Source organism: Acinetobacter sp. A3, from assembly GCF_012371415.1.
Lineage (GTDB): Bacteria > Pseudomonadota > Gammaproteobacteria > Pseudomonadales > Moraxellaceae > Acinetobacter.
This window is the reverse complement of record NZ_JAAZQW010000066.1, coordinates 1-6,552: the sequence shown is the minus strand read 5'-3', so window position 1 is coordinate 6,552 and position 6,552 is coordinate 1. Positions and strand designations below refer to the sequence as shown.

At 35.2% G+C, this 6,552-nt stretch carries 8 protein-coding genes and 1 CRISPR repeat array; of the genes, 5 read left to right on the top strand and 3 right to left on the bottom strand.

Annotated features, from left to right (window positions below; translation table 11 throughout):
• Positions 1-208: 208 nt before the first annotated feature.
• The 5 genes from HHA42_RS13555 to HHA42_RS12885 all read left to right on the top strand — a co-directional run bounded on the left by HHA42_RS13555 (position 209) and on the right by HHA42_RS12885 (position 3,780).
• Positions 209-451: a hypothetical protein gene (locus tag HHA42_RS13555; RefSeq protein WP_252726331.1), complete on the top strand. Its 243-nt coding sequence runs from the start codon at positions 209-211 to the stop codon at positions 449-451.
• Complete coding sequence (cas6, locus tag HHA42_RS13625; RefSeq protein WP_168526789.1) at positions 448-1,368, top strand: CRISPR system precrRNA processing endoribonuclease RAMP protein Cas6; 921 nt, start codon at positions 448-450, stop codon at positions 1,366-1,368. The genes HHA42_RS13555 and cas6 overlap by 4 nt, the downstream gene beginning before the upstream one ends.
• Positions 1,369-1,379: 11 nt before the next feature.
• A complete protein-coding gene (gene csx2 / locus HHA42_RS12895) occupies positions 1,380-2,534 on the top strand; it encodes a TIGR02221 family CRISPR-associated protein (RefSeq protein WP_354667090.1) in 1,155 nt (384 codons plus the stop codon).
• A 268-nt stretch (positions 2,535-2,802) separates the two neighbouring features.
• On the top strand, positions 2,803-3,228 hold the full coding sequence (locus tag HHA42_RS12890) for a hypothetical protein (RefSeq protein WP_168526785.1): 426 nt from the start codon (positions 2,803-2,805) through the stop codon (positions 3,226-3,228).
• 12 nt (positions 3,229-3,240) lie between these two features.
• Positions 3,241-3,780: a hypothetical protein gene (locus tag HHA42_RS12885; RefSeq protein ID WP_168526783.1), complete on the top strand. Its 540-nt coding sequence runs from the start codon at positions 3,241-3,243 to the stop codon at positions 3,778-3,780.
• 67 nt (positions 3,781-3,847) lie between these two features.
• On the opposite strand, the gene HHA42_RS12880 is transcribed toward HHA42_RS12885, so the two are convergent.
• From HHA42_RS12880 to HHA42_RS12870, 3 genes are all read right to left on the bottom strand, one after another.
• Entirely contained in the window at positions 3,848-4,762 is a 915-nt protein-coding gene (locus HHA42_RS12880; RefSeq protein ID WP_168526781.1) for a hypothetical protein, read from the bottom strand.
• A gap of 376 nt (positions 4,763-5,138) precedes the next feature.
• Positions 5,139-5,668: direct repeats of the CRISPR family, unit length 37 nt; unit sequence GTCTTAATCCCTTATCTACAGGGAAGTCTGTTCAGAC.
• 196 nt (positions 5,669-5,864) lie between these two features.
• A complete protein-coding gene (gene csx16 / locus HHA42_RS12875) occupies positions 5,865-6,167 on the bottom strand; it encodes a CRISPR-associated protein Csx16 (RefSeq protein WP_140973294.1) in 303 nt (100 codons plus the stop codon).
• A 61-nt stretch (positions 6,168-6,228) separates the two neighbouring features.
• Positions 6,229-6,552, bottom strand: a 324-nt coding sequence (locus tag HHA42_RS12870; protein ID WP_168526778.1) for a DUF1887 family CARF protein, incomplete at its 5' end; no start/stop codon positions are given.

The window sequence follows — 6,552 nt, the reverse complement described above, 5'->3', positions numbered from 1 at the left end:
ACCGAGTTTGTTGGAGCCCCATTTTCTTGAGATAAGAAGGATTGCTTCGCAAGACGTAGCAAAGCGTAGTGTCCCGACGAAAAAAGTAAAATATACCCCCGAAATCAGAGAAATAGCAGTTCAATAAGCTCAAGAAGAGCAAGCCAAGCTCGAAAAGCAACAGCAAGAGCAAGCCGAGCAAGCAGCCCTAGAAGCGAAAAAAGCTCAAATGACAGAAGAACAAAAGCTTATTTTTGAAATGAAGTTAAAAGCCGAGCAGGATAAAAATTCAAAAGGTGCTGGTAGTGCTTTGTATAATGAATTGCGTGAGTTAATTATTGTAGCACAAGCATGGTCTGCTGCAGATAAAGCCACACTGCGTGAAGAGGCAAAAGCTATTTTTAAACAATTAGGGGTTGATCCAAAAGCCAACAAACCGAAAGAACTTCTAAAAATGGTGCCTGCATTGTGAGTTTAAAAGCACTTCAATTTCAAATACATGTAAAGCAGGAAGAAGATATTATTCTTCCTGCTTTTTCTGGTTCAATGCTTAGAGGTGCATTTGGGCATTCTTTAAGAAAAATCGCCTGTATCACACGTATGCCTGACTGTAATCTATGTCCGCTAAAACAAAATTGCAGTTATATTCGTATTTTTGAAACTGAGAAACTGTTTGATGACATTTCTCAATACGGTCAAGCTCAAAATCCGTATGCATTGCAGGTTGCACATTTAAGTAATCAAAAAATTGAAAAAGGACAGCACTGGTCTTTTTCAATGACACTGGTAGGTAAGGCGATTGATGATTTACCCATCGTGATGTTTGCTTGGCAAAAAGCTTTAGAGCGAGGATTAACTCATCAACGGATTATGTGTACGTTGGTCAAGATTAGCCAAGGCGATGCGACCTTATATGATCCTTTGATCAATAAGTTTTTCCCTGCTCATATTTTAGAATTTAATCCTGTTGAATCAATACCAGCCAAAAGATTGCGTTTGACTTTTGAAAGTCCGGTCAGGCTCAAGCACAACGGTCAGTATATTTTAGACGCATCTAAGCTGCATCCGCAGCAAGTTTTATTGCGCCTGTATCAGCGTATCCAAAATTACTGCAGACAGCATGGGGAAGTGATGCCGATTGAGTTTGAACAGTTGAAGCCTGCATTAGATAAAATGCAAGGTCAAGCGATTGAACTGAATAAGAATCAAATCATTAGATTTTCGAATAGACAAAAGCAGCAGATTCAGCTGCAAGGGCTTATTGGAACTTATGAGTTATTTGGCGACCTTGACCCATGGCTACCTTTATTGGAGTTTGGTCAAACGATTCATTTAGGCAAAAATGCCACACATGGCTTGGGGCAGTATAAAATAGAGCAGGTCTGCTAATGGTTACATTGGTGAGTTTTTTAGGAAAAGGTCAACATAATAGCGGCTATCGGGATACCGATTATATTTTTGATGATGGTGACGTCTATGCCCATCAGAAATATATTGGTCTAGCACTGCAGAAAAAACTTGAAGCAGATAAAGTCATACTGTTAGGAACCTCAAGCAGTATGTGGGATGTGTTTTTAGAAGCAGGCAGTGACGCACTTGAAGAACAATGGTTTTCTTTAAGTGATGCCGTAAAAACATCGTCAGTGACTGAAGAATTGCTGCAGCCTTTTGAACAGTATTTACAGCAGCAGTTAAATGCACAAGTAAGATGTATCTTAATTCCTTTTGCACGAACTACGCAGGAACAGATTGAGATTTTATCCGTTTTAGCGAATGCGCTGTCCGAACATGAAGACATTATACTAGATGTTACTCACGGCTTCCGGCATCTTCCAATGCTGTCTTTGGTTGCAGCTCGTTTTTTAAAAGTCCTTAAGTTTGTTCATGTACAGCATATTTACTATGGCGCTTTGGATATGACATCAGCAGAAGGCACACCTGTACTCAAGCTAGATGGATTGTTGAACTTATTAGATTGGATTGATGCTTTAGGTAAATTTGACAAAGATGGCGATTATGGTGAATTTTCTGAACTATTAATCAAAGAGGGGCTAACTCTTTCGGATGTCGAGCAGCTTAAGCAAGCTGCTTTCTACGAAAGAACTTCCAATAGCAGTAAAGCAAGAGAAAAGTTATCTACTCTATTTGCCAAACTTGAACAGATCAATACCCCTATTTTTAATTTATTCAAGACGCAATTAATGAAGCGTTTAACTTGGTTTAAAGCCGCTAACCGTGGTTTACGTGAACAGCAGTTGGCACAAGAGTATTTTTCACGTCGTGATTATTTGCGAGCAGTAATTTACGCTATGGAAGGGATGATTTCTCAATATCTTTACGAACAAAAACAAGATGAAAACGATTTTTCTATTCGTAAAGATGCCCAAAATAAACTAAAAAACAAAGATTCTTTTAGAAAACTTACTTATCTTCGTAATGCACTAGCACATGGCTTGCGTCCAAATGATCAACAAAGAGAGATTTATGCAGCCTTGAGTGATGAGAAAAAGATGCAGCAAAGTTTAAAGGATCGATTTAAGCATTTACTAAAATAATGAGTTATCAAAGTAAAAACCGTCCATTTTAATTGGGGGCTATTACAAGGATTGGTTTGCCTTCCGCATTGCTGCGGTAGTCTCTTCAAAGTGATATTGTACAGAATAGTTCTGGAACCTTATGCAATTATGAGTTTGTTTTTCTTTGTTGAAAATAATTAGGAACTACTAAGTATAAGATATGATCAATTTTATAAGCTTGCAAAAAAAATAGCGTTTGTATTTCACCTTATATACTAGCTGCATCATCTAATCAATAAGAGTAAACATGATGCTTAAAAAAATATTATTTGTTGGTGCAATGGCAATGGCTACAGTTTCTGTTCAAGCATGCGAATTAAATATTAGCAGCGGTAACCCTGAAGTTTTTCAGGTAATGAAGAAATATGGTCTGAGCCCAAATAATTACGATCAAGTTTGTATAGCATTAAAGAATCATAATGCAGGGTTAGAGGTCGTTGCTGATTCTAGTAAGTTTTCAAATGTGATTGTGGCTCATGCAACGATTATGATTAAAGATATGCAAAAGCCTGTTTATACATCTAGCTACTCGCATACAACCACGAGAATTAATCGTGATTTGGAAGGTGATCCAGGATATTTAATGTATCAAACAATCATCTCAACACTTGAGCAGCTAAATATGGCTAAAATGACTCAAGCTTTAAAAGAAGCGCGTATGCAGAATAAATAAGGATTTTTAGATATGACAACAAATCTAATGAAGCAATATAAAGTAGAATTAGCAAAAGAAATGCAAATGTGGGACGAAATTGAGGCAAGTGCGCCCAAATTACCAAAAATGACCTTTGCAGAATACGAGTCATTGCTGAGCATAGATCCTAAACAGCTTAGTTATGATGTGGAATTATGGGAAGGTGATGAGGTTAATTATATTTTGGATAAAGTACAGCGCAAAGTATGGTTAACAACATATGCCAATATTATTCATCCTCATTTGAAGTCCATAAAAAAAATTCTATTATGTTATTCTGAAAAAGATGGTATCCAACTGAATTTCATAGAAAATCCTGATGACGAGTGGTTAGTTTGCTCTGGTGCAGATATTACGGATATTAACACTTATGGAATTTCTGCTGAACGTTTTAGTATAGATGTAAGCGAATTGTTTAATTATGCAAATCATCAGCAAGATTTCATAGATACGATATTGGATGCATTCCTAAACACTACTATAGATCGACTCAGCTATGAGGATTTTGAAATGTTTCTTAAACGTTTTTAGAATCTTTTAAATTGCTTCATAAAAAATCCTTTAGTTTAACACTAAAGGTTTTTTATTTATTAGATGATCAGAAAAATGTCAGTTCAATGATTGAGATAATAATTGGTATAATAGCCAAAATAATAAAATATCTTTGAATTTTACTGTTTTTATCTTTTTCAATTTTGTTCGTTTGTTCAAACTGTAGTTTTTCTAGTTTATTACGCTGTTCAATTGCTTCAAACTCAATGATATTTTTAAACTCTAAGGCTTGTTTACTGATTTCATGGTTAATTTCTGCCAATTTGAAATGCTTGGACAGATCATCCCAGATTTTTTTGAATAAGTTGTGTTGTGATTTAACTGGGAAATTTGTGAAATGCAGAATATTAAATTTACACACTTTGTAGTAAGCATGCTTTAGTTTGAGAACATCTTCTTCACTGATATCTTTGTAATTCACCTGTATTTCTGCAAATTCTTGGATTAGTCTTTGCATCGCGATTTCATATGCACGTGCAAGCAGATATACATAAATAAAACGTTGTGCATTCGGGTCATCCTTAATTTCACTAACCCAAACTATACCGCTACCATCAATACAATATTTGCCACTAGTATGATCGACATAGTTTTCCAGGGTAAGTGACTTACTACCACGAATATTTTTAGAAATCGATTCAAAAAGCGAATTATTTAGATCTGTGGTTTTTATATCGTCAACGATCATGCCTTTTGAGAGTTCATTTGAATATCTCTTGAGAGAATAATCGCGAGGGTATGAGTAAAGATATACATAAAATTGAACACTATATTCGGTGTTGGCAAAATAACAAAGCTTCCATTTTTTATGGTCACTATGTTCACTAATAATACTCTGTGCAATGTACTCATCTAATATTTGAATACTTTTACCATCAATTTTTAAATATTCTGTTGTACTGTCTTGTTCTTTATTTGTTTCGCCAATATTTGTGCAATGGATATAGATATATTTATTCATTGTAAATGCCGTTGTTTAAAACTTATAAAATATTAACATTAATTAATCAAAGACTTAAGTTTGAAAAATAGTTTTTAGCTAAAAACGGCTTTGTTGCATAAATATGTAAGCATCTGATTTAAATAAATTTAATTTTGGATCAAAAAATAATCAAAATTTTAAAATCATATAGTTATGAAATCTTTGTGCAACAAAGCCGCTAAAAACTATATAAGAAGATTTTAATTATTAGTTAAGAAGAATTAATTCCTTATTTTACGCCTAGTCAAAGCAATGCTTTGTCAAAGGCTCAGGAAGCCTGTTTAGACCTTTAGAATCTTCTCAAACAGCTCTAATCAGTTAGTCTTAATCCCTTATTTTACGCCTTCTTCGAAACAGTGTTTCTCAGAAAGGCTCAGGAAGTCTGTTCAGACTGATGCATATTATTCAAACAACAAATCAATCATCGTCTTAATCCCTTATCTACAGGGAAGTCTGTTCAGACGTGAACCACGTACAACTATTGGTTACGTTAAGTCTTAATCCCTTATCTACAGGGAAGTCTGTTCAGACGTTCATTCCTATGCGCATTGCAAATGCAATGCAGTCTTAATCCCTTATCTACAGGGAAGTCTGTTCAGACTAAAGGTGTTGATTTTCACTATAAGACTTACGCTGTGTCTTAATCCCTTATCTACAGGGAAGTCTGTTCAGACATTGCAAGAAGTATTGGTAGAGGTACTCGAAGAGTCTTAATCCCTTATCTACAGGGAAGTCTGTTCAGACGTCGTCAATTAATTTTAATGATCGTGTAGATGTGTCTTAATCCCTTATCTACAGGGAAGTCTGTTCAGACCTGAGAAGAAGCCTAAACTTACTAAAGACGATCTGTCTTAATCCCTTATCTACAGGGAAGTCTGTTCAGACTCTACCTCTATTTTTTTCTTTTGTAAAGCAAAGGCTTATAGAGGCTAAATATTTCAAAGTATGTATCAGTAAAGTTGCTGTATGACGAAATATTTCACAGTTTTTCTTATAAATATAAAAAACAATAAGTTGTGATAATTTTTGTGCGAATACCATGTCAATACATGAATTGTAATCCCATACACGGGCGTGCTGATCAAATTGGGTTAGGGCGTACAACATAAAATTCCTCCAATCGGATACGACAATCGCGTAACTGTTGTGCGCTTAATTCTAAACCTCTGAAATGTGCAGGCACATGCATGGATAAATGAACATACCGAATACCTCGCACATGCAAGTCTGCAACCAAATGAATAGGTAAAGTCCCGATTACCGTATCTTCAGCACGCAGTTCATTAAAATTTGCTAAATGAGTAACATGCACATCGTAATGTACATGCTCCTCTTTAGCCCATTCTAATGCACCTTTATGGCGAGTAATAAAGTAAACGGTCATCTTATTTTCCACATCATTCAATATGTAAAAGCATGCCATAGATCAACTACAAACGTATGATCTATAAGCTTATACCTTGACTGATACTTGTCGATTCGGGCTGTAGCCATTCCGAAATAAGCTGACTTAAATTGAGTAAATCACGTTCTTGGAATATCCGAATTTCAGAATTATTGGCACGAGTTAAGTTGTAATCTTTTAAACTATACAGCGAAATAACCGCTTGTTTTTGATTGATTCCACCAAAATCTTGCAAAGAAGATAATTTATACAAAACATCTTTAGCTTGTTCATGTGCCATCGTTTTAGCTGTTTTACATTCTATACAATATAAATGAGCATGATGAATAAACATGACATCCATTTCATTTGGAGTATCTTTCTT

What these genes read in the sequence shown, in the direction of transcription:
- HHA42_RS13555 (WP_252726331.1), top strand. Translation starts at nt 209, where the DNA reads ATGACAGAAGAACAAAAGCTTATTTTTGAAATGAAGTTAAAAGCCGAG.
- HHA42_RS12880 (WP_168526781.1), bottom strand. Translation starts at nt 4,762, where the DNA reads ATGAATAAATATATCTATATCCATTGCACAAATATTGGCGAAACAAAT.
- HHA42_RS12885 (WP_168526783.1), top strand. Translation starts at nt 3,241, where the DNA reads ATGACAACAAATCTAATGAAGCAATATAAAGTAGAATTAGCAAAAGAA.
- HHA42_RS12890 (WP_168526785.1), top strand. Translation starts at nt 2,803, where the DNA reads ATGATGCTTAAAAAAATATTATTTGTTGGTGCAATGGCAATGGCTACA.
- csx16 (WP_140973294.1), bottom strand. Translation starts at nt 6,167, where the DNA reads ATGACCGTTTACTTTATTACTCGCCATAAAGGTGCATTAGAATGGGCT.